Below are 22,671 nucleotides of genomic sequence, written 5' to 3' on the forward strand. Positions count from 1 at the left end.
TCAGTTAAAAGCTAAAATTGTAAGTAATTGTTGGTATCGGAACTGAGAAAATAGAGCTTTGATAAGCTTCTACATTACCATTAGCATTTGTTTGAAAAAATACCGAGTAAGGATTGTTTCTTCCCAAAACATTGTAAACTGAAATATTCCAAAAACTATGAGCAAACTTTTTTATTTTATGGTTCCCTTCAATATTTATGCCTATGTCTAGACGATAATAATCTGGAATTCTAAACTGGTTACGATCACTGTAAGTTAAAAATTCAGCACCGTTAAAAATAAATTTCCCTGTTGGATATGTAATGGGTCTTCCAGTTTGATATGTGAAGTTAGCTGAGAAACTATATCGCTCAGTGAATTTATAGTTTAAAACTGCTGTTAAATCATGAGGTTTGTCATAATTCGTTGGAAAAAACTCACCATTATTCACAGTTTCTTCATCAAACATGCTGTTTAATTGTATTAAAGATCTTGAATAACTATATCCTAACCATCCATTTAACTTTCCTTTGTTCTTTCTTAATAAAAATTCTACTCCATAAGATTTACCTTTACCTTGTAAAACTTCCGTCTCAATATTTTCATTTAATAATAAGTTAGCCCCAATCTTATAGTCTAACAGATTTTGATATCTTTTATAATATCCTTCGAGACTAATTTCATAATCATTTCCATTAATGTTTTTAAATAAACCTAGAGAAATTTGAGTACCTTCTTGAGGTTTTATATTGGTGTCTGATAATCTCCAAGTGTCAATAGGTGTAGCAGTTGTGTTATTGTTTAAGCGATGTATATATTGAAAAGACTTATTAAAACTTGCTTTTAGTGATAAAGTATTATTAAGAGCATATCTTCCGGCTAAACGGTAACTTAATCCGTGATAGGTTTGGAAAATTTCATTATTGTCGTATTCAACTGTATTTATAACTGTTGATTCGTTTTTTGGTGCATCATTTCTATATTCTCTTTGACTTGAAGGACCAAGCGCGAGGTATTGATTTAAACGAAGCCCAATATTGAAGTTAAGTTTCTTGTTTACGGTAAATTCATCAGAAATAAACAATGCATTTTCTAGTGCTCTTTCTTCTGGAATATTTAGTGGGACGACCGTTGAGTTATTACCTTTCGGTTGAATGGTTCCAGGTTTAATTTGATACAACTTTGATTCCAAACCATATTCAAATTTGTGTTTATCTGAATAGTCGTATTGTAATTTAATTTTTAAATCGGTTTCACTAATGTTATAGGCTAAGTCAAAACTTCTATTAGTTTCTTGATTTTCATAATCTATATCGAAAGAATACTGACTATGAGAAACTCCTAAATTTCCTCTATTCTTATCATTAAAAACATGTTCCCAATTTAAAGCTCCCATCACATTTCCATATCTATTAATAGTATCTGAGGCAATCTGAAATTGATCTTTACTAAAATATCCAGTTGCTCTTATAGCGTTATTATCATTAATTTGGTGTTTGTATTTAGCGATAATATCATAGAATGAAACACTACTGTTTTCAATTTCTTTGTTGTTAACTAATCCTAAAATCCAATCAGAATATGTACTTCTTATACCTAAAACTAATCCAGATTTCTCCTTAACTACAGGAATGTCTATATTCACATTTCCCGTAACAGGTCCAATAGAGGCTTCACCTTTAAACTCTTTTGTATTTGGGTCTTTGGTTCTAATATCAAAAACAGAACTTAATCTTCCTCCATATTCAGCAGGAATGTTTCCAGTATATATTTTTAAATCATTGGTAGTAAAAGGATTAATGGCAGAGAATAATCCTAAGAAATGTGTTGGATTATAAATAACTCCATTGTCCAAAAGAAAGAGGTTTTGATCTACTTTTCCACCTCTTACATTAACTCCTTCAGATCCTTCACCTGTGGATTTTATAGAGGGTAGTGTAATAGCTACTTTTAAGATATCTCTTTCCCCTAGCACCAACGGAATTTTCTTTATTTCTTTCGCTTTTATTTGACTAATCCCAGATATTGTTTGTCGAATATTACGAGTTCTACTGGCACTTATTACTACTTCTTCTAGTTGTTCAGATTTTTCACTTATTGAAAAGTTTAAATTTCCGTTGTTGTAAATAATAACATCTTTATATTCAATGTCAAATCCAACAAATGACGTTTCCAGACTGTTTTCCCCGAAAGGAAGTTTAATTTTAAAGAAACCTTTTTCGTTAGAAGTAGCATAAATATTTTTTCCTCTCTCAAAAATAGTTGCTCCTTCAATAGGCTCTCCGTTTTTATCATTTTTTATTATTCCGGTTACAGTATAAAATTCTTTTTTGTGAGTAACCTCTTTACCTATTTTAATTCTAGAAGCACCATTAGAGTTTACTAAAACTGGAGCATCCTCAATATTATCAGAGGTTATTTCTTCTGTATCGTAAATACTTTTTTTAATTAAATTACCATTAGTAAGTACTACTTTGTTCTCTTCAAAAACAAAATAATTTACACTAGATCCTCCAAATAGCGTATCTAAAACGTGTGATAATTTGGCATTAGTGAAATTGAAATTTACTTTTTCCTGATCTAACCAGTTTTTAAGATAGTAGAAACGATAGTTAGTTTTACTTTCGATAAGATTAATAACCTGTTCTTTGGTTAAATTATCAGCACTAATAGTAACAGTTTCGTTTTTTTCTTGAGCGAAAAGACCTACAGAAACAATTAAAAAAATTAGCGATAATATAGTTTTTTTAATAGCTGATTTCATTTGGTTATTCTTGTGATAGAGATGTAATTAGTTTAGCAACGAAGTTTGTGTAGTTGTTTTTTAATAAGTATCGATTAGACTTATAAAATTTTGAGATATCTTTTTTATTTTGAGGGAAAATCTTGTTAAAATCTCTTTTAGAATCAATAGGGTAATACTCGTCTTTGTACTTTAAGATGAAACTTTCTTCTTTTCTAAAAGTATGATAACGATAATCGGCATCTCGATTCTCTTTACTAAATTTTTTATGTTTTTTGTAAACTGCAAATAAATCTTGTATTAGAAGTTCTTGTAAAAAACCCCTACTACCACAATTAACAAAGCGTAAATTGTCAATAACAAATAAATTAACCAACGATTTTTCAGGGATAATAGAAATAAGTTGATCTTGATTTTTAAGATTTATTACGATGAAATCATCAACCAATTCATATTTTATATTTACGTTGTCAAACACTTGGTCTTTGTAAATGAGACTTCCCTTTTTAAAACTTTCGTCTTTATAAAAGTTATGGTTATTCTTAATTTTTTTACGATATCGTTCCTTATAAACAACACCGTAGCTAAGTTGTGTGTTATTTTGACCAACAGCTTGATCAAATTTCTCGAATAGAGATTGATTTTGTGCAAATGATATGAAATGGCAAGAAACTAATACCAAGATTGATAGCAATTTTCTCATCTATATGTTATTTTTAAATTAAACTTGGTAAGGGGGCGGTAAATATAAAATTTAATTTTGTAGAAAATGTTAAATTCTAAGATTTTGCTAATATTTTACTTCATTCAGAATTTCACTAATTCTCAATTAGAACGACTATTATTTTTTAACTAAAAAAAGCCATTTTCTTAATAAAATGGCTTTTATGAGTAATAGTTGAAATACCACTAGTTTGCACTAGGTATATTTTTCAGAATTTCAAGTAAGAACTTCCAAAATTTTTGCATTGATGAAATTTGAGCTCTTTCATCTGGTGAGTGAGCTCCTCGAATATTTGGTCCAAAAGAAATCATATCCATCTCTGGATAATTTTGCCCCAAAATACCACATTCTAAACCAGCATGACACGCTGCAACGTGTGGTTCTTCGCTATTCATTTTAAGATATAAACTTTTTAAAACTTTTAAAATGTCTGAATTCATATTTGGTAACCATCCAGGGTATGATCCAGAGAACTCTACATCAAATCCAGCTAATTCAAAAGTAGAACGTAAAGAGTTGGCTAAATCCCATTTGTTCGTCTCAGATGAAGAACGAGTTAAACAACCAATTTTAATTGCTCCGTCTTTGACAATAACTCTAGCGATATTATTTGAAGTTTCAACTAAATCAGCAATATCAGGGCTCATTCTGTAAACTCCATTTAAAGCTGCGTAAACCGATTTTATTAATCCCATTTGAACTCCTAAATCCATAACAAATTCTGGAGATGAAACTTCTTTAAATTCAATTAATAGGTTTGGTTCTAAAGAAGAGAATTCTGATGTAATATCATTAATTAATTCATTTAATTCAAACAAGAAAGGTTCTTTTGAAACCGTATCAATTACAACAGTAGCAAAACTTTCCCGAGGAATAGCATTGCGTAAACTTCCACCGTTAATTTCAGAGATTCGTAAACCATAATTTGTAAATCCATCAAACAACAAACGATTCATAATTTTATTGGCATTACCTAACCCTTTATGGATATCCATTCCAGAGTGTCCTCCATTTAATCCAGTTACCGAAAGTTCAAATGCGATAGTGTTTTCAGGTGTTTTTTCTTGCTCATAAGTTCTTGTTGCTGTAATATCTACACCACCAGCACAACCGATCCCAATTTCATCATCTTCTTCCGTGTCTAAGTTTAATAATATTTCTCCTGTTAAAATTCCACCTTCAAGTCCCATTGCACCAGTCATTCCAGTTTCTTCATCGATTGTGAATAAAGCTTCAATTGCCGGATGAGCAATATCAGTTGATGATAAAACTGCCATAATAGATGCAACTCCTAAACCATTATCTGCTCCTAAAGTAGTCCCTTTAGCTTTTACCCAGTCTCCATCTATGAACATTTTGATTCCTTCAGTATTAAAATCAAAATTTGTATCTGCGTTTTTTTGGTGAACCATATCTAAATGACTTTGCATTACAATGGTTTTTCTATTTTCCATTCCAGCAGTAGCTGGTTTTTTGATAATTACATTTCCAACTTTGTCAACAAAAGTTTCAAGGTTTAATTTCTTTCCAAAGTCTACCATAAATTGAATCACTCGTTCTTCTTTTTTAGAAGGGCGAGGAACAGCGTTTAAATCTGCGAAGTGATTCCAAACAACTTTTGGTTCTATATCTTTAATTTCTATGCTCATCTTGTTGAAGTTTATTTGACGAATCAAAGGTACATTTTAAGATAGTAACAAACAAAGACAACAGTACGTTTTATCTTTTCTCTTCTTGTAGATTGTTGTAATTTCGCAATATGGATTTTTCTTCAAAACTTCTTGAAAATGCAGTGAACGAGGTGAGTAGATTACCGGGTATAGGAAAGCGAACTGCATTGCGATTAGTGTTACATTTATTAAAGCAACCAAAGGATAATACAAAGTATTTAGCTGAAGCACTTACGCAATTGCGAAATGATGTAAAGTCATGTAGAAAATGCCATAATATTTCAGATACAATTATATGTGATATTTGTAGTAATCCTAATAGAAAGGAAGAGTTGGTTTGTGTGGTTGAAGATATTCGCGATGTCATGGCAATTGAAAACACAGGACAGTTTCGAGGTTTGTATCATGTGTTAGGAGGAAAGATTTCACCAATAGATGGTGTAGGACCTCAAAATTTAAATATAGAGTCTTTAGTAGATAAAGTTAAAAGTGGTGAAGTTAAGGAGTTAATCTTTGCCTTGAGTTCTACAATGGAAGGAGATACCACGAATTTTTACATTTATAAACAAATTGAAAAATATAATATAACGACATCTACAATTGCGAGAGGAATTTCTGTGGGAGATGAGTTAGAATATGCTGACGAAGTAACTTTAGGTAGAAGTATAATTAATCGTATACCTTTTGAACAATCAATAAAAGGATAAAAATTATTGCGAATCTTTATCCTTTTAGATCATTTTAATTTATTGAACTTTATTGTTTTGCCCAAGTAAATTTTCCAATAATCATATCTTGGTTTTCATTAGTAAAACTAATTGGAGCATCTGTGCCCGATGTAAATCCGTGTCTTTTTATATAGTACGTTCCATCATCATTATTAGTCCACTCTCCATTGTAAGAGTTTTGTGAGTCTAAAGTACATTCATTATTTATTGTACTATGTTGAGTAAAGGTAAACTTACCATCATTCGTAAAGATATATCTACTTTGAGCTGAACAAGAGTTTACATCGAAACCGTTTTCTTTTGATAAATTCCAGACACCAATTATTGGGTCTAATGTTTGTCCAGGATCAGTTGTATCTCCCCCATCAGAAGAGCTGTTAGAAGAACAAGAGATAAAAGAAATAAGTGCAAATGAAATTAAAATGAATTTTTTCATGTTTAGGGGATTTAAAAATTAAAAAGGGAAAGATAAATAATTAACTCAAATTACCATCATCTTCTTTGTTCTTTTCAATTAATGATTTTTCATACTTATCCCAACTCTTTTTAGCTCTAATTTTTTTGTAAAGTCTAACACTTATCATAAGTAAAACAGAAACTAAAATAATTCCAACAACACCCCAAATCCAATTAATTGCATTTTTTAGAACCACTAAAAATACAACAGCAAAAAGGATGATTGTTGCAACTTCATTCCAAATTCGAAGTTTTAGCGAGCCATATTTTACTTTGTTTCTCTGAAATTGTTTGTACATAGAATGACATTTTCCATGATAAAAATAAAGAGCTAAAACAAAAGATAGTTTCACATGCATCCATGGCATTTCCAAATAAACTGGGTTTTCAATAAGCATCCAAAATGCGAAAATACTAGCTAAAATAGCAGAGGGCCAAGTAATAATATACCAAAGCCTTTTTTCCATTAATTTATATTGTGTTTGGAGTATTTCCTTTGCAGGTTCTTCTTTCTTTTCAGCTTCTGCATGATAAATAAAAAGACGAACAATGTAAAATAACCCAGCAAACCAAGTTACTACGAAAATAATATGAAGTGATTTAACGTATAAAAAATCCATATTTAGTTATCTTTAAACTCGTTAATCCATTTCGCTAAAACAGCTACCCATTCATCATTATCGTTTATACAAGGTACTGTATGGAATTCTTCTCCACCTGCTTCAATAAACTCCTCTTTACCTTCCATAGCTATTTCCTCTAATGTTTCTAAACAGTCTGAAACGAATGCAGGAGTAACAATGGCTAACTTCTTAATTCCGTCTTTTTCCGCTTTTTTAACTAGTGTTCTGTCTGTATACGGTTGTAGCCAAGGGTCGACTCCTAAACGAGATTGAAAGGTAGTTGTAACTTTATCTTCAGCTAAACCTAATTCGTTAATAACGTTTTTGGTAGTTTGAAAACATTGGTGTCTATAACAAAATTCGTGTGCTTTAGAAGGTGCATTACAACAACTTCCATCTATTTTACAGTGAGATTTTGTAATATCTGACTTACGAATATGACGTTCTGGAACTCCATGATATGAGAACATAATATGATCATAATCTTTGTCAGATAAATAATCTTTTATACTGTTTGAAAGAGCTTTTATATACTCTGGTTTGTTGTAAAAAGCAGGTACGTCTGTTATTTTCATGTCTGAGAAAAATTCTTTTCTTAATTCTTCTGCCAACACAACAATTGTTTCTGTAGTTGCCATAGCAAATTGTGGATACAAAGGAATCATTAAAACATCTCTAACGCCTTTATCATGTAGCTCCTGTAAGCCAGATTTTAAAGAAGGATTTCCATATCGCATCGCTAAGGCTACAGGTAATTCTGTTTGATCTTGAACTTTTGCTTGTAATCTTTCTGAAAGAACAATCAATGGTGAACCTTCTTCCCACCAAATTTTTTGATAAGCTGCTGCCGATTTTTTCGGACGTGTATTCAAAATGATACCTCTAACAAGAAAAGCTCTTAACCAATAAGGAACGTCAATAACGCGTTCGTCCATTAAAAACTCATCTAAATATTTCTTTACATCTTTAGGATTTGTGCTGTCTGGTGATCCTAAGTTTACTAATAAAACTCCTTTCATTTTTTATAATTTATCGGATACAAGATTTGTCTGTAATACTAAATCTATTTTTACCAATTGTGTTTTTGTTTAATTTTTGTAGTGATAATTCTTTTACAAGAACTAAATATTTTAAAGCTTTCTTATTATAGTTTTTATAACAATCATAGTTTTTTGAATCTTTCTTACTAACTAAACTATAAGTGAAATTATATTTTTTCTGGTATTTAAGATCATTTTGAGATAATTCATACTCTTGAAAAACATACAATTTTAGCTTGTCGCTTTTCCAATCTTGACCTACCATTTTTTGAGTTATAGAACATTCACCATGAAAAGAAATTGATTTAGGTCTCTTTCTTTGACTCCATTTGTTTTTGTAAGTATATCTTTTAACTAAACTATCATTTATGAAAAAGTTTAATAAATATTCTGTTTGCTGTTTTTCAATAGGTAATTCAAATAATCCCTTTTTATCGATTGTTGATTTTCCGGAAAACCCATCTACTGAAACTAGTATAACTGGAAACTGCTCCTTGAAACTTTCTGAAGTAATAAGTTTGCCTTTAATAGTATTTTGACTATAAAGACTTAACGTAAAAAATAAAAATATCAAGAATAGGTATTTCATGTATATTCTAACTTCTAACTTCTAACTTCTAACTTCTAACTTCTAACTTCTAACTTCTAACTTCTAACTTCTAACTTCTAACTTTGATTTTAACTGATTCGTTGTTTCGTATAATGTAATTGCTAAACTATGAATGACATTCATACTAGAATTACGTCCATACATTGGAATAGAGACAGTTGCGTCAACTAAATCGATGTTTTCTATTCCGTTTCTTTCACTACCTAAAAGTAATACCAATTTTTCATGATTTTTAAAATCAAAATCTTGAATAGTTATACTCTTATCAGTAATTTCAATGCCAATTATGGTGTTGCCTTCTTCTTTTAATGTACTCATCAAGTTGTTGAAATCACTGTATTGTTCTGATTCAATTTGATTCAAAGTATTTCTAGCAGTTTTTTTTACAATTCTGTTGTCCATAGAAGGAGAACTTTCATGTAAATATATTTTTTGAACACCAAAACTTTCCGCAATTCTAAAGCACATTCCGATATTTTCTGGAGTGCGAATTGCATCACAAACAATAGTGATAGGGAATTTAGTTTCGTTGTTTTCTATTTCGTAGTGTGTAAGTTGTTTCATTTAACTATTTAAAGATAAAACGTATTGCTTAGGAGTAGTTCCAAATTTCTTTTTAAAGGCGGCTATAAAATGACTTGCTGTACTGTATCCCACTTGAAGTCCAACTTCATTCACATTATACTGATTACTCTCCAGTAATTTACGTGCGTGTTCCATTTTATAATCGAATAAAAAGCTATAAACAGTATCACCATAAACTTGTTTAAAACCTTCTTTTAGCTTTTTTAAGTTTAATCCAGTTTCGTTCGATAATTCCTGTAGAGTAGGAGGTTCTGCCATGCGAGAAATTATAATGTCTTTTGCTTTTCTAATTTTTGAAACATCACGTTCATCAACTAAAAACGGACAATAGTCTCCTTCAATAGATTCGTCTTTTTGAAAATACAGACTTAATAATTCATATATCTTTCCTTTGATGTATAATTCTCGTAACGAACTATTCACATTGGCATTAATAATTTGCTTTAATACAATTAGAACAGTTGGTTTGATAGTGGCATTATCGTAGTACTTTCTGTTCTTATTTTCGTCACTTAAGAATGAAATATAACCTGCTTCTTTAGAAAATAAAGAGTGAAACTTTTTTATAGAAACTAATAGAGAAACCAACGAGCTTTTCGGTTGAATCTCTAAATTCAAAGGAAGATTTTGTTGTGGATTGTATAATAAAATTGAATGCTCTTCTAAAACATCAAAAGTATAATTACCATTATTAAAGTGGAATTTCGCATTTCCATGAATACAAAAATGTAATTGGATAAAAGAGCTATCTATTTCTCGTTCAAAACGTTGGGTTTTCATTGTGTCGTTCGAGAACTCTAATAGCATAAATCCATTTTCTAAATTGGTTTCAACAAAAGTGCTTTCAGCGATATTTTTCAAGATAATGATTTTTTAATTTAAAGACTCTTTTATTTAGAATAGTTCTAGATAATTAACATCTGATTCCCCGATTATACTACAAAAGTAAAGAAAATCAACTGTTTTCTGAAAAAATAACATATAAAAACCAAAAACGACATTTTAAGTTCTTCTAGCGATATTTTTATCTAAACTAACTTTATATTTTTGTCGAGGTTTTGTGTAAAATATAAAATATTGGAAAGTACAACACATAAAAATTTTTACAGTATTGGAGTAAGCTACATAAAAGCAGATGCGCAAACTCGGGGTAAGTTTTCTTTAGCTGCTGATGATAAAATAGCTTTATTAAATGAGGCAAAGTTAAAAGGCTTTGAAGGAGTATTTGTGTTATCTACTTGTAATCGAACAGAAATTATAGGTTTTGCAGAGCATCCTTTTCAATTAATTAGCATGCTATGTAAGCATTCAAACGGCTCCGTTGAAGAATTTGCCAAAATATCTTATGTGCATAAAAATCAAGAAGCAATTCAACATTTATTTCATATAGGAACTGGATTAGATAGTCAAATACTTGGAGATTATGAGATAGTCGGTCAATTGCGAACTGCTTTTAAAATTGCTAAAGATCAAGGAACTACCAACGCCTTCATGGAAAGATTACTTAATAATGTAATGCAAGCCAGTAAGCGAGTTAAGAACGAAACAAAACTGAGTTCAGGAACGACATCTGTTTCTTATGCAGCAGTTCAATACCTGATTGATAATCTAGACGATTACCAAAACAAGAATATTTTGGTGTATGGATTAGGTAAAATGGGTAAACATACTTGTAAGAATTTAACAGAGTACGCACAAAACAAACAAGTTACTATAATAAATAGAACGGAACAGAAGGTTGATACATTTATCAAAGAATATCCATCAATTAAAAAAGCTAAAATTGAAGATTTAACAAATGAAATTGATAAGGCAGATATTTTAATTGTTTCTACAGGAGCAGCAGAAGCCACTGTTACTTTAGAAAATATTCCTTTAGATCGTAATCTTTTAATCTTAGATTTATCAGTTCCTGCAAATGTAGATTCAAGTATTAAAAATCTCGAGAATGTTAAGTTGGTTAATGTTGATGAACTTTCAAAAGTTACTGATGAAACATTAGCAAAGCGTAAGGATGAAATTCCTTATGCTAAACAAATTATACAAGAGCATAAACAAGAATTTAACGAATGGTTAAATCATCGTCGTTTTACACCAGCAATTAATGCTTTGAAACAATCTCTTGAGGTAATTCAAAGAAATGAAATAAATTTTCATAAAAAAAAGATTGATAATTTTGATGTAGATCAAGCGGAGGCAATTACATCACGATTTATTCAAAAAATAACTACACAATTTGTAAAACACTTAAAAACAGAAGAAACTTCTGTGAATCAGAGCATACAAGTAATGGCAAAAGTGTTTGGCACAAATTTAGAAACAATTGATGCAGAAAATCATTAGAATCGGTTCTCGTGAAAGCGAGTTAGCTTTATGGCAAGCTAAAAAAGTTCAAAAATTATTAGAAGAACTAGAATACAATACTGAAATAGTTCCGATTAAGTCGACCGGTGATATAATTCTAGATAAGCCTCTTTACGAATTAGGAATAACAGGAATTTTCACGAAGAATTTAGATATAGCAATGTTAAATGGCGATATTGATATTGCTGTACATTCAATGAAGGATGTTCCTACAGTTTTACCAGAAGGAATAATTCAAGCTGCTGTTTTAAAGCGTGCAAATTATAACGATATCCTTGTATTGAAAGATAATGAAGAGTTTATGGCTCAGGCTGAAGGAGTAATCGCAACAAGTAGCTTACGTAGAAGAGCTCAATGGTTAAATCGTTATCCGACTCATAAAATTGAAGATTTAAGAGGAAATGTAAATACTCGTTTACAAAAGGTTAAAGATAATGAATGGAACGGAGCTATTTTTGCTGCGGCAGGATTAGAACGTATCGGAAAAAGACCTAAAGGGGCAGTTAATCTTTCTTGGATGATTCCTGCTCCAGCGCAAGGTGCAATTATGGTTACAGCTCTCGCTAATGATGAGTTTTCTTTAGATGCTTGTAATCAATTAAATGATGTTGATACAGAAACTTGTACAACTATAGAAAGAGAGTTTTTGAATCGTTTAGAAGGTGGGTGTACAGCTCCTATTGGAGCTTTAGCTTATATTAATGAAGTTGATAAAGAGTTGGTTTTTAAAGGTGTTTTATTGAGTAGAGATGGGAAAAAGAAAATTGAGGTAAGTAAGAAAGTACCAATTGGAAGACATAAATATGTCGCAAAAGATTGTGCTAATTACATTATTGATAGAGGAGGGAAGTTGATAATGATAAATGATCTTGGAGTAGAGAAAGAATTCTCTATTTTTTCCACTAGAAAGCTTTCCGAAGTGCAGAAAAAATTACTTCCTACAACTGTAAAAGTTGAAGATAGTGACTTCATAAAAGTAAGATTCAATAGAATCGCACCAAAGTTCATAAAGGAAGAAATAGAAAATGTAATTATCACAAGTAAAAATGGAGTAGAAGCACTTTTACACAATTTTACAGCTGATCAAATACAGTTTAAAAAAATATTTTGTGTAGGCAGAAGAACCAAAAAGCTTATTGAACAAAAAATTGGTAAAGTAGTTTTTTCTGCAAGAAATGCTGAAAAGTTATCAAAGTACCTTGCAGAAGAAATCTCAGGACAAGAAGTAACTTATTTCTGTAGTGATTTACGATTAGATACATTACCAATAAAGCTTAAAGAAAATAATATTTCAGTTACCGAAGTTGAAGCGTATAAAACCATGTACAGTCCAATAAAAGTTGATGATAGCGTAAATGGTGTTTTATTTTATAGTCCGTCCACCGTCGAGAGTTACATGAGAGAAAATAAAACTGATAAAATCGCTTTTTGTATTGGTGATACCACAGCAAAAGAAGCTTCTAAATATTTTTCAGAAGTAAAAATTGCAAAATTACCAACTGTTGAAAGTGTTATTGAGTTAGTGAATACCCATTTTGTAAAAGAATAAAGAATGTTCAGAAGACCAAGAAGAAACAGAAAATCTGCTGCAATTAGAGCAATGGTTGAAGAAACAACATTATCTGTAAATGATTTTATTTATCCTGTGTTTTTGATAGAAGGTTCAGGTAAAAGAGAAGAGATTGTTTCTATGCCAGGTATTTATCGATATACTCTGGATTCATTAATGGATGAGATTCAGGAATGTGTTGACCTAGGAATTAAAGGTTTTTGCGTTTTCCCTTCTTTAGGTGATGATAAGAAAGACAAGTATGCAACGGAAGGTCATAATCCAGAAAGTTTATATAATACAGCATTAAAGCAGATTAAAACTAAATTTCCAAACATTGCTTTAATGACAGACATAGCTATGGATCCTTATTCAAGTGATGGTCATGACGGAATTGTAGAAAATGGAGAAATACTAAATGATGAAACTCTAGATATATTAGGTAAAATGGCATTGGCTCAAGCCAAAGCAGGAGCAGATATTCTTGGACCTTCAGATATGATGGACGGCCGAGTAGGTTATATTAGAGATATTCTTGATAAAGCTGGATATACTCATGTTTCAATTATGTCTTATACAGCAAAATATGCTAGTGCTTTCTACGGACCATTTCGTGATGCTTTAGATTCAGCACCTAAATTTGGAGATAAAAAGACATATCAAATGAATCCTGCTAACAAGAATGAAGCTTTAGTAGAAGCAGATTTAGATATTTCAGAGGGAGCAGATATGATTATGGTAAAGCCGGCTTTAGCGTATTTAGATATCATCAAATTATTGAAAGATAACTATAACGTTCCAATTACAGCCTATAATGTTAGTGGAGAATATGCAATGTTAAAAGCAGCATCTGAGAAAGGGTGGCTTGATGGGGAAAAAGTAATGATGGAAAGTTTGTTGAGTATAAAAAGAGCAGGAGCAGATATAATCCTTACATATTTTGCAAAAGAGGCTGCTCAAATTTTAGCTCAAAAGTAAATGAATTCGTTATCAGTAGCTGGAAATGTAATACCTCCGTTATATGATTTAATCATTGAAAAAGGATATAAAATTAGATATAGTGGTGAGTTTATTTTAGCCAAGAATGAAAATATTGAATTAAAGGCTTATGATTTAATCGAATTATGAGCTTTAGTTTTTCTTTATGAAAATAAAGGTTTAAACTGGAAAGTGAACGATGAAAAAATAGAGGATTGTTTAACTTTTATAGAACAAAATCAATAAAAATGGAATTTAAAAAATCACATAAATTATATAATAAAGGATTAGTAAATTTAGTAGGTGCCGTAAATTCTCCAGTAAGAGCATTTGCTTCAGTTGGAGGGAATCCGTTATTTATTGAAAAAGCTAAAGGAAGTAAAATAAAAGATGTTGATGGTAATTCTTATATCGATTTAGTATTGTCTTACGGACCAATGATTTTAGGTCACCGTCACAAGAAAGTTCAAAAAGCCATTACAAAAGCATTAAAAAATGGATATTCCTTTGGAGCTTCTACTGCAAATGAAATTAAATTAGCGAAAATCGTTTGTGATGCATTTCCTGGAATGGATAAAGTACGTTTTGTAAACTCTGGAACCGAGGCTGTTTTAAGCGGTATTCGATTGGCAAGAGCTTATACAGGAAAGGATAAAATTATAAAGTTCTCTGGTTGCTACCACGGTCATCAAGATTCGTTGTTAGTGGCTGCTGGATCTGGTTTAGCGACATTAAGTTTACCGGGAAGTAAAGGAGTTCCTGAAGGAGCAGTAAAAAACACTTTGATCGCAAATTACAATGATTTAGATAGTGTAAAGGCCCATTTTGAGAATCACGATGATATTGCTGGTGTTATTCTTGAGCCTATTGCTGGTAATATGGGAGTTGTTGTTCCACAAGATGGATTTTTAACAGAGTTAAAAGCTTATTTAGAATCGAAAGGGGCTCTTTTAATTGTAGATGAAGTAATGACAGGTTTCCGTTCTAAATTTGGTGGTGCTCAAGAGTTATTGGGAGTTGAGGCAGATATTACTTGTCTCGGTAAGGTAATTGGAGGAGGTTTTCCTGTAGGAGCTTACGGAGCTCGGAATGAGATAATGGAGAATGTAGCACCATTAGGGGGAATGTATCAGGCAGGAACATTAAGTGGTAATCCTATTGCTATGGCTGCTGGTATTTCAACCTTAACAGAATTAAAGAAACAGAATCCCTATAAATTCTTTAATAAAATTGCTGCTGAGTTAGAAGAGAGTCTTTTAGCATCTGCGAAAAAATATGGAGTTGAACTTTCAGTAAATAGATTCGGTTCAATGATTAATCCGTTTTTTACAAGTAAACACGTAACGAATTTTGAAGATGCGCAATCTTCCGATACTAAAAAGTTTGGAGTGTTTTTCTGGGAGATGATTAAAAATGGAGTTTTCTTACCTCCATCGCAATTTGAAGCTTGGTTTTTATCAAGTGCAATAAGTTCGAAAGATTTAGAAAAATCTAAGAGGGCTATTGATAAGTCATTGAGAGCCGTTTCTGAAATATAATTTTAGTATATGAAGTTTATAATTTCCTTAATTTTTAGTTTAATAATATTGTCTTGCTCAAACAAATCAATGAGTCAATCTAGTCAAATTAATTTTATTGATTTATATCAAGGTTCTTTGCACGGGGCGGGAGAAGAAGGCTTAGCAGAAGGAACATTAGTAATTAAGTCTGCTACAGATTGGGAATCATTTCTGAATAAGATAAATAGTGTAAATAATATATCAGGACAGTTCAATTCAATAATTGATTTTTCAAAAAATTATGTTATAGTTGCTGTCGATAGTGTAAGGAGTACTAGTGGTTTTTCGATTAAGCTAACTAAGGCCCAAGATGAGAAAGATAAACTAATCATAAATGTTACTAATAAAGGTCCTAAACCAACAGATATGGTTGCAATGGCACTAATGCAACCAATAGACATAATAGTAATTAATAAAACAAACAAAAAGATAATTTTTGTAACTAAATAACATGATAAAGAACGATTTATTCCTAAGAGCCTTAAAAGGAGAAACGGTTGATAGACCACCAGTGTGGATGATGAGACAAGCAGGAAGATACTTGCCTGAGTTTATGGAAATAAGAGAAAAATATGATTTCTTTACACGTTGCCGTACTCCTGAATTAGCTTCAGAAATTACAGTTCAACCAATTCGTAGATACGGAATGGATGCAGCAATTTTATTCTCAGATATTTTAGTTGTACCTCAGGCTATGAATGTTGAGGTTGAGATGAAGCCAAATTTTGGTCCTTATTTACCAAATCCAATTCGCGATAAAAAGTCTTTAGATAAAGTCATAAATCCCGATGTTAATGAGGAATTAGGTTATGTAATGGACGCCATTAAGGTAACAAAAGAAAAATTGAATAATGACATACCTTTAATTGGATTTGCTGGTTCTCCATGGACAATTTTATGTTATATGGTGCAAGGTCAAGGTTCTAAAAACTTTGATAAAGCTAAGGAGTTTTGTTTTACTCAACCAGTTTTGGCGCATCAATTGTTAATGAAGATTACAGATACTACAATTGCTTATTTAAAAGCAAAGGTTAAAGCAGGTGTAAATGCTGTCCAAATTTTCGATTCTTGGGGAGGAATGCTATCACCAACAGATTATCAAGAGTTTTCTTGGCAATACATCAATAGAATAATTGAAGCATTAAAAGATGATGCACCAGTAATAGCTTTTGGTAAAGGATGTTGGTTTGCTTTACAAGAAATGGCTAAATCGAATGCATCAGCTTTAGGAGTTGACTGGACTTGCTCTCCAAGGAATGCAAGATATTTAACAGGTGGAAATGTAACGTTACAAGGTAATTTTGACCCATCACGACTACTTTCTCCACCAACTGAAATCAAAAAAATGGTCATTGAAATGATCAACAATTTTGGAAAGGACAAATATATTGTTAACTTAGGGCACGGCATTTTGCCTAATATACCAGTTGAAAACGCAAAAGCATTTATCGATGCTGTTAAAGAGTACAAAGTTGAATAAATAAAAATATTATAATAATTCCCATGAAAAGATTATTGTCATTTCTGTTAATTATTCTTGTGACAAGTGTATTTGCACAAAAAAAATACTATAACCAAGCAGTTAATAGCTGTGCGGGTAAATCATCCGATGAATTAATTGACAAATGTATCAAAGATAGCTATCTATTAAATTATGATTTTACGACTGATGAAAGTAAAGTAATAAGTACTAAAGATATTAAGAGACCAATTGTAATCCTTGCTGCTGCTGGTTGGTCAGCTCCTTGTATTGGGCAAATCCCAGCGTTAAATGAAATTGTAGATATTTATCATAATGACATACAGTTTATCATGATTTTTTGGGATAAGAAAGGTAAAATTGAAAGATTTAAGAGCAAAGTAGACTCAAGAGTTCTTTTAGTTCCAGCAGGAGATTCTGATAAAGTAGAGAAAGGTAATTTAGATATTAGTGGATTTGTTCATAAATTAGATTATCCTACAGCCTATTTAATTGATAAAACTAAAAAATTTGTCGATGTTAAAAGAGGTGCAGTTATTCCTTCTAAAACAGTAACTCGGGAAGAAGCTAATGAAACAAATGCTTCTGATTTGGAGGCTTTTATCCAACAAGTATTGAAATAAGATAAATTTTTATAAAATATTTAAACCTCTTTCTTAACTTTGAAGGAGGTTTTTTATTTTCAAAGCTATGATACCGTCAACTATTAATGCAGTAAAAGCATATTTCGATTCATTTGAAATTATTAATAAATTAAAGTTATGGAAGTACTTTCTTATTCCGGTAATAATTAGTGCGGCTACTGCCTTGATTATAGCATCAATCACATATTTTTTGGCTGATGATTTAGGGTATTATATCGCTAAATTATGGCCTTGGGAATTTGGTAAAGAAACATTTACAGCTATTGGAAACTTTTTAAGTGGTGTTGCAATTGTTACAATTGGTTTTATTTTATATAAGCATATTGTATTAGCCTTGTCGTCTCCTTTTATGGGGCCAGTATCCCAAAAAATTGAAAGTCATTTTTATGGAAACCGACATATGCATAAAAAAACTTCATTCCAAGAATCTTTGGCAAGAGGAATTCGAATAAGTACAAGAAATATAATCAGAGAATTACTTTTAACGTTAGTAATCTTAATTTTGGGATTAATACCATTAATCGGAATTTTCTCTTCTGTTTTGTTAATACTTGTCCAAGCTTATTATGCAGGATTTGGTAATATGGATTATACATTGGAAAGACATTATAGTTATAAAGACAGTGTAACTTTTGTTAAAAGGCATAGAGGAACAGCTATTGGAAATGGTTTGATTTTCATTCTTTTTTTATTAATTCCAGTTATTGGTGTAGTTTTAGTGCTGCCTTTTTCAGTTACAGCAGCAACTACAGAAACAATGAAAAAAATTCACTAGAAAGCACCATTATATTTATTTTTGTTGAACAATAGAAATAGAATGAAAGACCAATTTTACGCATATATCCAACAATTACAAGAGACTATAACTAGCAAGTTAGAGAAGATAGATGGAAAAGCTACTTTTCAAGAAGATTTATGGGAAAGACCAGAAGGTGGAGGAGGAAGAACTCGTGTTATTGAAAATGGTGAAGTATTTCAAAAAGGAGGCGTAAATATTTCTGCTGTACATGGTGAATTACCAGAAGTACTTAGAAAACAGTTTAAGGTTGAAACAGGAAACTTTTTTGCTTGTGGTTTAAGTTTAGTATTGCATCCAGTAAATCCGTTTGTGCCTACAGTTCATGCGAATTGGCGTTATTTTGAAATGTATAACGAAAAAGGAGAAATCGTTACACAATGGTTTGGTGGAGGTCAAGATTTGACTCCGTATTATCTTTTCGATGAAGATGCAGTACATTTTCACACGATTTGTAAGAATGCATGTGATAAGCATCATGAAGATTTTTATCCAAAGTTTAAAGAGACTTGTGATAATTATTTCTGGAATTCTCATCGGAATGAGGCTAGAGGAGTAGGAGGTTTATTCTTCGATTATTTAAAGGAAACTGATGAATTTTCAATGCAAGATCGTTACGATTTTGTAACGGAAGTTGGAAATAGTTTTTTGAATAGTTATGTTCCTATTGTAGAAAAAAGAAAGGATACTCGTTATGCTAAGGAACATAAAGATTGGCAAGAAGTAAGAAGAGGTAGATATGTTGAATTTAATTTAGTACACGACAGAGGAACATTGTTCGGTTTGAAAACAAATGGTAGAATTGAGAGTATTTTAATGAGTTTGCCACCAACTGTTCAATGGAAATATAACCATGTTCCCGAAAAAGGAACAGAAGAGTTTAAGTTAATAAAAGTTTTAGCGAATCCTAAAAAATGGGTATAAGTATTACATTATCTCCATATAACACTCTTTTTTATAATTATTTTATCTCGGTTTCTCATTCTTTGTAGTCTAGCTTTGAGCAGATGTTTTCTGCCATCTAATGTTCTTGTATAAACAATATTGGCCATTCCAAATCGCTTTTTCCAGTTATCTAAGTAAATATTAGCTTGTTTTTTGTTAGAAGCAAAAAGTTCCGGAATGGCACTATATTTATGTTTTTTGAAATTATTGGAGATCCAATATTTTTTGTCTTGTCGTAATAGATACTTAGGATTATCAATTGGTTGTAAAATTTCATCCAGGATATTTATAAAAGTTTTACTTTCAAATCTACTTGCACCATAAATAGTTATTCCAACTTCACCTTTCCCTTTTAAACGAGTTTTTAACTGAAGATTTCTCTTTGAAGTTGTTATTATTTCTAAGTCTATTAAAGTGTCTATAACTGCTTTAGCTATTTTGTGGATTCTTGTATCATACAAGCCATACTTTACATAACTTTTTGTGTTTTTGTAAATACTAAAGAAAAACCAAACAAATAAGCTGGCAAGAGATAAGTATAAAATTTTAGTTATCTGTGGATCTTCTATAATGAAAAGGAGAAAAAAATATATTACAAACATCCCAATTACCATCGAAGTTTCTCTAAAGCTATAAAGTAAAGCATTTAAATAATCTAGTTTTGTTAATTTCGTAGCTTTCTTTTTTGGACTAATTAAAGATATTTCATCATGAATTTTTCTTCCATTAAATATTGATTTAGACCACTTTACGGCAATGTTTTCTCTTCTTTCAGATTGAAGCGTTGTCGTTAGATTTAGACTTTCTACATCATTAATAAAAATTTTTTCTGGTAGATTTAATCTTGATAATCCATTCTGAATAAGCACATCCGAATCATTAGAAACTCCTAAAAAAGAATTAAATCTTCGCGATAATAATTTGAGATCTTTCCCTCCGGTGTCATCTGTAGGATCAATACAAGCTAAATGCCAAATTAAACCAACTTTATTCGGGTTTTTAGGGTTCATACGAATAGCTCGCCCACGCATTTGATTCGAGGTTACAAATGAACCAACGAAAGAAGCTAAAACTAAGCTGTTAATCGAAGGAGCATCCCAACCTTCACCTAATAGGGATTTTGTTCCAATAAGTACTTTTATATATCCTAATTCAAATAGCTTTGTGATAACTTCCACAATATTTTTTGAAGAGGAGGATGTACCATTTACAAGTACGTAGTTATTATCTATTTCTAAATAAGAAAATTTGTAGTTGTCAAGAGAATCTATTTCTTCAATTTTTGAAATTAAAGTTTGATGTATAATGACAATGGATCCCGATAAAACGGCTAATGCTTTCGGGAAAAAAACTTGATTTTTTAGTTGAAGAAAAATAGGAATTACTCCGATTTTATCAATAATATCAATTTTATTTTCCGAAGTATTTAAATATTCCTTACGTATATAATCAGTTAAAATTACACATCTCAATTCTTCTTGTAAATTCTTTTGTTCTTGTCGAACAATATCTTTAATACTTTTTAATTTACTCGGACTATTACTTAAAGATTTATATATGAGTTCATTGCCATTTAAATCAACTTTATTTCTGCTAAATGCTGAAAGCTCTCTTAATTTTTTTTCAAGCGAATTTATATATGATTCTCTTTCTTCTAAATTTTCCCTATCTGTTACTAAAATTCCATGTAATAATATTTGAATCCATTCATATGAAGCTTCAGGAAATTTTGTTTCATCATTTTTATCAAATCCTAGAAGTTCTAATTTATCATTCGAAATTTCATGTTGTAACGCATTTAAAAAGATTAGGATGGATGAGAAAAAGTCTGGATTTTTGTAAATTTCCTCAAGATGTCTTTGCGGGTGAATATAAAAGCGATGATTTTCAATAAGCTTAAGAAAGTCCTTTTCATGGAATAAAGAGTACACGAATTCCTTGATTTTTTCTTTAAAGTTTGCAAGGTAAATTGATTCCTCTAATTCAGGTTTGGAAAGATAGACTAAGTCTTGGTGTGGGGCAAGATTCTTTTCTTTTACCAAATCTGGAATTACAATTTCATCGTCAATTTCTCCGCATAGTTTAAAGTACTTTATAATTTCCAATTTATCACTATCATACGGCGGAGTTGCTGTTAACGCTACAACAGTTTGTAAATGTTGTTCTTTTAAGTTAAATAAACATTTCCACCAGGCATTTTTTAAATGATGTGCTTCATCCAATAACAATACTTCTATCTCATGTCTTTTGAAAAAAGTATAATAGTCTTCTTCATTATCAAATGTCTTATAAAACGTATGCAGAGCCTGGTAAGTTGAAAAGGTAATATCAGAAGGCTCTTTTAGATTAAAAGATAAATTATTGAATTTTTGATTGTCCGCAAAAAATGTCTGCAAACGATTTTCCCATTGATTTCGAATGGTTAAAGTTGGTGCTAAAACCAGGGTTTTTTTATGGAGTCTTTTTATAATTTCAATTCCTAATATCGTCTTTCCTGAACCGGGTGGAGCGACAATATGAAAATGATTATCTTCAATATGATCATCAAAGTTTTCTAATACAGTTGCTTGATAAGGTCTCCATTGTAAGGTAAAACATAAATCTTCGAATAACATAGCAGTTGAGTATCTTTAAAACAGAGCTTTATAGTTTGTTTTTAATGGAGTTAAAAATCAGATTTACTGTTTCTTCTAAGGAGCTATCTTCCTTTATTTCTAAAAATGGATGCTCAGGCGTTTCATAAGGAGCATTAATTCCTGTCATATTTAAAATCTCTCCTTTTCGAGCTTTTTCATATAAACCTTTTACATCTCTTTTGATACAGGTTTCTATACTGGTGTTCATAAAGATTTCTAAATAATTCTCTTTTCCAATAATATCCTGAATCATGCTTCTACTTTCTTTATATGGAGCTATAAAGGCCGATAGAACAATATAACCAGTATCTAAAAATAATGAGGCTATTTCAGCCATTCTTCTTAAATTTTCTTTTCTATCCTCTGGAGAAAATGACAAATCTTTGTTAATTCCTTTTCTTAATACATCTCCATCTAAGAGATATGTTGCTTTATTATTTGCTGTAAGTTTTCTTTTTAATGCATTTGCTACTGTAGATTTACCTGCGCCAGATAATCCAGTAAACAATAAGAAAAATTTTCGAGTAGTATTTTTATCTTCCAAGTTATCTTCTTCGTTTAG

Annotated in this window: 22 protein-coding genes; 11 read left to right on the forward strand and 11 right to left on the reverse strand. The window is 31.0% G+C overall.

What is annotated here, in order from left to right:
- Nucleotides 1–4: 4 nt before the first annotated feature.
- The 3 genes from BTO06_RS05470 to BTO06_RS05480 all read right to left on the reverse strand — a co-directional run bounded on the left by BTO06_RS05470 (nucleotide 5) and on the right by BTO06_RS05480 (nucleotide 5,095).
- Complete coding sequence (locus tag BTO06_RS05470) at nucleotides 5–2,743, reverse strand: TonB-dependent receptor (RefSeq protein WP_100924331.1); 2,739 nt, start codon at nucleotides 2,741–2,743, stop codon at nucleotides 5–7.
- A 4-nt stretch (nucleotides 2,744–2,747) separates the two neighbouring features.
- Nucleotides 2,748–3,425 carry a hypothetical protein gene (locus BTO06_RS05475; RefSeq protein WP_100924332.1) on the reverse strand — a complete coding sequence of 226 codons (678 nt, stop codon included), beginning with the start codon at nucleotides 3,423–3,425 and terminating at the stop codon, nucleotides 2,748–2,750.
- A 206-nt stretch (nucleotides 3,426–3,631) separates the two neighbouring features.
- Nucleotides 3,632–5,095, reverse strand: a complete 1,464-nt coding sequence (locus BTO06_RS05480) for an aminoacyl-histidine dipeptidase (RefSeq protein ID WP_100924333.1) — start codon at nucleotides 5,093–5,095, stop codon at nucleotides 3,632–3,634.
- A 110-nt stretch (nucleotides 5,096–5,205) separates the two neighbouring features.
- On the opposite strand from BTO06_RS05480, the gene recR reads away from it, so the two are divergent.
- Nucleotides 5,206–5,823, forward strand: a complete 618-nt coding sequence (recR, locus tag BTO06_RS05485) for a recombination mediator RecR (protein ID WP_100924334.1) — start codon at nucleotides 5,206–5,208, stop codon at nucleotides 5,821–5,823.
- 49 nt (nucleotides 5,824–5,872) lie between these two features.
- Here the strand turns inward: recR and BTO06_RS05490 are convergent, their stop codons facing one another.
- The 6 genes from BTO06_RS05490 to BTO06_RS05515 form a co-directional block, all read right to left on the reverse strand.
- The gene (locus tag BTO06_RS05490; protein WP_100924335.1) at nucleotides 5,873–6,280 is read right to left on the reverse strand and encodes a lipocalin family protein; all 408 of its coding nucleotides are present in this window, start codon (nucleotides 6,278–6,280) and stop codon (nucleotides 5,873–5,875) included.
- A 40-nt stretch (nucleotides 6,281–6,320) separates the two neighbouring features.
- Nucleotides 6,321–6,920, reverse strand: coding sequence for a CopD family protein (locus BTO06_RS05495; protein ID WP_100924336.1), 600 nt, complete (start codon nucleotides 6,918–6,920; stop codon nucleotides 6,321–6,323).
- 2 nt (nucleotides 6,921–6,922) lie between these two features.
- Nucleotides 6,923–7,942 (reverse strand): ferrochelatase, encoded by a 1,020-nt coding sequence (hemH, locus tag BTO06_RS05500; RefSeq protein ID WP_100924337.1) that lies wholly within the window; start codon nucleotides 7,940–7,942, stop codon nucleotides 6,923–6,925.
- Between the two features lie 10 nt (nucleotides 7,943–7,952).
- Entirely contained in the window at nucleotides 7,953–8,552 is a 600-nt protein-coding gene (locus BTO06_RS05505) for a hypothetical protein (protein ID WP_100924338.1), read from the reverse strand.
- Nucleotides 8,553–8,615: 63 nt separating this feature from the next.
- Entirely contained in the window at nucleotides 8,616–9,137 is a 522-nt protein-coding gene (locus tag BTO06_RS05510) for a TrmH family RNA methyltransferase (RefSeq protein WP_100924339.1), read from the reverse strand.
- Nucleotides 9,138–10,022 (reverse strand): AraC family transcriptional regulator, encoded by an 885-nt coding sequence (locus BTO06_RS05515; protein WP_100924340.1) that lies wholly within the window; start codon nucleotides 10,020–10,022, stop codon nucleotides 9,138–9,140. It lies immediately after the preceding gene.
- Between the two features lie 213 nt (nucleotides 10,023–10,235).
- Between BTO06_RS05515 and hemA the strand changes: the two genes are divergently transcribed.
- The 10 genes from hemA (at nucleotide 10,236) to hemF (ending at nucleotide 19,452) form a co-directional block, all read left to right on the forward strand.
- Nucleotides 10,236–11,501: a glutamyl-tRNA reductase gene (hemA, locus tag BTO06_RS05520; RefSeq protein WP_100924341.1), complete on the forward strand. Its 1,266-nt coding sequence runs from the start codon at nucleotides 10,236–10,238 to the stop codon at nucleotides 11,499–11,501.
- Nucleotides 11,485–13,071 (forward strand): hydroxymethylbilane synthase, encoded by a 1,587-nt coding sequence (gene hemC, locus BTO06_RS05525; protein WP_100924342.1) that lies wholly within the window; start codon nucleotides 11,485–11,487, stop codon nucleotides 13,069–13,071. Before hemA ends, hemC begins: the two co-directional genes overlap by 17 nt.
- A gap of 3 nt (nucleotides 13,072–13,074) precedes the next feature.
- Nucleotides 13,075–14,049 (forward strand): porphobilinogen synthase, encoded by a 975-nt coding sequence (gene hemB, locus BTO06_RS05530; protein ID WP_100924343.1) that lies wholly within the window; start codon nucleotides 13,075–13,077, stop codon nucleotides 14,047–14,049.
- A complete protein-coding gene (locus BTO06_RS18420) occupies nucleotides 14,050–14,199 on the forward strand; it encodes a hypothetical protein (RefSeq protein WP_157811750.1) in 150 nt (49 codons plus the stop codon).
- A gap of 98 nt (nucleotides 14,200–14,297) precedes the next feature.
- Nucleotides 14,298–15,587, forward strand: a complete 1,290-nt coding sequence (gene hemL, locus BTO06_RS05535) for a glutamate-1-semialdehyde 2,1-aminomutase (protein WP_100924344.1) — start codon at nucleotides 14,298–14,300, stop codon at nucleotides 15,585–15,587.
- 69 nt (nucleotides 15,588–15,656) lie between these two features.
- Complete coding sequence (locus BTO06_RS05540; RefSeq protein ID WP_157811751.1) at nucleotides 15,657–16,058, forward strand: protease complex subunit PrcB family protein; 402 nt, start codon at nucleotides 15,657–15,659, stop codon at nucleotides 16,056–16,058.
- A 1-nt stretch (nucleotide 16,059) separates the two neighbouring features.
- Entirely contained in the window at nucleotides 16,060–17,088 is a 1,029-nt protein-coding gene (gene hemE / locus BTO06_RS05545) for a uroporphyrinogen decarboxylase (protein ID WP_100924346.1), read from the forward strand.
- A 23-nt stretch (nucleotides 17,089–17,111) separates the two neighbouring features.
- Nucleotides 17,112–17,711, forward strand: a complete 600-nt coding sequence (locus BTO06_RS05550; RefSeq protein WP_100924347.1) for a TlpA family protein disulfide reductase — start codon at nucleotides 17,112–17,114, stop codon at nucleotides 17,709–17,711.
- 67 nt (nucleotides 17,712–17,778) lie between these two features.
- A complete protein-coding gene (locus BTO06_RS05555; protein WP_100924348.1) occupies nucleotides 17,779–18,507 on the forward strand; it encodes an EI24 domain-containing protein in 729 nt (242 codons plus the stop codon).
- Nucleotides 18,508–18,549: 42 nt separating this feature from the next.
- The gene (gene hemF / locus BTO06_RS05560; protein ID WP_100924349.1) at nucleotides 18,550–19,452 is read left to right on the forward strand and encodes an oxygen-dependent coproporphyrinogen oxidase; all 903 of its coding nucleotides are present in this window, start codon (nucleotides 18,550–18,552) and stop codon (nucleotides 19,450–19,452) included.
- 8 nt (nucleotides 19,453–19,460) lie between these two features.
- On the opposite strand, the gene BTO06_RS05565 is transcribed toward hemF, so the two are convergent.
- On the reverse strand, nucleotides 19,461–22,088 hold the full coding sequence (locus BTO06_RS05565) for a DEAD/DEAH box helicase family protein (protein WP_100924350.1): 2,628 nt from the start codon (nucleotides 22,086–22,088) through the stop codon (nucleotides 19,461–19,463).
- A 28-nt stretch (nucleotides 22,089–22,116) separates the two neighbouring features.
- The gene (cysC, locus tag BTO06_RS05570) at nucleotides 22,117–22,653 is read right to left on the reverse strand and encodes an adenylyl-sulfate kinase (protein ID WP_100924351.1); all 537 of its coding nucleotides are present in this window, start codon (nucleotides 22,651–22,653) and stop codon (nucleotides 22,117–22,119) included.
- Nucleotides 22,654–22,671 lie beyond the last annotated feature (18 nt).

Source organism: Tenacibaculum sp. SZ-18 (genome assembly GCF_002813915.1).
Classification (GTDB): Bacteria; Bacteroidota; Bacteroidia; order Flavobacteriales; family Flavobacteriaceae; genus Polaribacter.

Excerpts from the sequence above, each read along its gene's own strand:
- BTO06_RS05470 (WP_100924331.1), bottom strand. The coding sequence starts at position 2,743 with ATGAAATCAGCTATTAAAAAAACTATATTATCGCTAATTTTTTTAATT.
- BTO06_RS05475 (WP_100924332.1), bottom strand. The coding sequence starts at position 3,425 with ATGAGAAAATTGCTATCAATCTTGGTATTAGTTTCTTGCCATTTCATA.
- BTO06_RS05480 (WP_100924333.1), bottom strand. The coding sequence starts at position 5,095 with ATGAGCATAGAAATTAAAGATATAGAACCAAAAGTTGTTTGGAATCAC.
- recR (WP_100924334.1), top strand. The coding sequence starts at position 5,206 with ATGGATTTTTCTTCAAAACTTCTTGAAAATGCAGTGAACGAGGTGAGT.
- BTO06_RS05490 (WP_100924335.1), bottom strand. The coding sequence starts at position 6,280 with ATGAAAAAATTCATTTTAATTTCATTTGCACTTATTTCTTTTATCTCT.
- BTO06_RS05495 (WP_100924336.1), bottom strand. The coding sequence starts at position 6,920 with ATGGATTTTTTATACGTTAAATCACTTCATATTATTTTCGTAGTAACT.
- hemH (WP_100924337.1), bottom strand. The coding sequence starts at position 7,942 with ATGAAAGGAGTTTTATTAGTAAACTTAGGATCACCAGACAGCACAAAT.
- BTO06_RS05505 (WP_100924338.1), bottom strand. The coding sequence starts at position 8,552 with ATGAAATACCTATTCTTGATATTTTTATTTTTTACGTTAAGTCTTTAT.
- BTO06_RS05510 (WP_100924339.1), bottom strand. The coding sequence starts at position 9,137 with ATGAAACAACTTACACACTACGAAATAGAAAACAACGAAACTAAATTC.
- hemC (WP_100924342.1), top strand. The coding sequence starts at position 11,485 with ATGCAGAAAATCATTAGAATCGGTTCTCGTGAAAGCGAGTTAGCTTTA.
- hemB (WP_100924343.1), top strand. The coding sequence starts at position 13,075 with ATGTTCAGAAGACCAAGAAGAAACAGAAAATCTGCTGCAATTAGAGCA.
- BTO06_RS18420 (WP_157811750.1), top strand. The coding sequence starts at position 14,050 with ATGAATTCGTTATCAGTAGCTGGAAATGTAATACCTCCGTTATATGAT.
- hemL (WP_100924344.1), top strand. The coding sequence starts at position 14,298 with ATGGAATTTAAAAAATCACATAAATTATATAATAAAGGATTAGTAAAT.
- BTO06_RS05540 (WP_157811751.1), top strand. The coding sequence starts at position 15,657 with ATGAGTCAATCTAGTCAAATTAATTTTATTGATTTATATCAAGGTTCT.
- hemE (WP_100924346.1), top strand. The coding sequence starts at position 16,060 with ATGATAAAGAACGATTTATTCCTAAGAGCCTTAAAAGGAGAAACGGTT.
- BTO06_RS05550 (WP_100924347.1), top strand. The coding sequence starts at position 17,112 with ATGAAAAGATTATTGTCATTTCTGTTAATTATTCTTGTGACAAGTGTA.
- BTO06_RS05555 (WP_100924348.1), top strand. The coding sequence starts at position 17,779 with ATGATACCGTCAACTATTAATGCAGTAAAAGCATATTTCGATTCATTT.
- hemF (WP_100924349.1), top strand. The coding sequence starts at position 18,550 with ATGAAAGACCAATTTTACGCATATATCCAACAATTACAAGAGACTATA.
- BTO06_RS05565 (WP_100924350.1), bottom strand. The coding sequence starts at position 22,088 with ATGTTATTCGAAGATTTATGTTTTACCTTACAATGGAGACCTTATCAA.